Origin of the sequence: Streptomyces nanhaiensis (genome assembly GCF_046614825.1) — a bacterium.
In the GTDB taxonomy this organism is placed as follows: Bacteria; Actinomycetota; Actinomycetes; order Streptomycetales; family Streptomycetaceae; genus Streptomyces; species Streptomyces radiopugnans.
Map to the genome: position 1 here is coordinate 1 of NZ_JBKJFM010000340.1, position 1,301 is coordinate 1,301.

1 protein-coding gene is annotated in these 1,301 nt (G+C 70.6%); it reads right to left on the reverse strand.

Going from position 1 to position 1,301, the window contains the following annotated elements; genetic code table 11:
• Positions 1 to 1,301, reverse strand: a 1,301-nt coding sequence (locus ACLIYP_RS30460) for an acyl carrier protein (protein WP_412716300.1), incomplete at both ends; no start/stop codon positions are given.

The following is a 1,301-nucleotide window of genomic DNA, read 5'->3' on the forward strand; positions in this document are numbered from 1 at the left end:
CATCCGACAGCCGCTCCAGCAGCAGCATGCCGACGCCCTCGCCCCACCCGGTGCCGTCGGCGGCCTCGGCGAAGGCCTTGACCCGGGAGTCGGGAGCGAGCCCCCGCTGCCGGCTGAACTCCACGAACATGCCGGGGTTGGACATGACGGACGCCCCACCTGCGAGGGCGAGGGTGCATTCGCCGGAGCGCAGCGACTGCGCGGCCATGTGCAGGGCGACCAGCGAGGAGGAGCAGGCGGTGTCGACGGTGACGGCCGGGCCCTCCAGGCCCAGGGTGTAGGCCACACGGCCCGACGCCACACTGGGCGTCGTTCCCGTCAGCACGTAGCCCTCGATTTCCTCGGGTGCCTCGTGCAGCCGGGGCCCGTAGTCCTGTGCCGTCGCACCGACGAACACTCCGGCCCTGCTGCCGCGCAGCGCCTTCGGATTGATGCCGGCGCGTTCGAGGGCCTCCCAGGAGGTCTCGAGGAGCAACCGCTGCTGTGGGTCCATCGCCAGCGCCTCGCGCGGCGAGATGCCGAAGAACGCCGGGTCGAAGTCGGCCGCGTCGTGGAGGAAACCGCCCTCCCGCGCGTATGACGTGCCGGAACGGTCCGGGTCGGCGTCGTACAGCGCGTCCAGGTCCCAGCCGCGGTCGGCGGGGAACGGCGAGACCGCGTCACCACCGGCAGCCAGCAGCCCCCACAACTCCTCTGGCGTCCGAACTCCACCCGGCAGACGGCAGCTCATGCCGACGATGACGATCGGGTCGTCGGAGTTTGGGGCAGCCGACGCCTCCGGCGCCGCCACCTCTCCCCGTAGACCCGCGAGTTCGCTGTGCAGGTGCCGGGCTAGCAGCTCCGGCGTGGGGTGGTCGTAGAGCGCGGACGAAGGCAGCCGCACACCAGCCGCCTGCCCGAGCGCTGCACAGAACTCCACCGACATGAGTGAGTCGAAACCGAGCTGCTTGAACGGCGCGTCCACCGCGACCTGTTCGGGGCTGTCGTGCTCCAGCACGGCGGCGATGTGTCGTCGTATGAGATCCAGCAGCTCCTGGGCCGTCTCCTGCCCGGACATCCCGGCGTAGGCCACTGCGGAACCGGTTGCCTGCGGAACGGACTCCGCGACCTCCTCGTCCACCACGGTGTCGGCCGTATCGTCGAGGCGACCGGCCGACACCCCGACCGTCTCCTTGAGCCAGTACCGGCTGCGCTGGAACGCGTACGTCGGCAGCTCGACCCGGTGCGAAGGCGTGACGCCCAGATCGGCGAGCACATCTGGCCACGCGATCTCCATGCCTGACACGTGGAGTTCGGCTGCG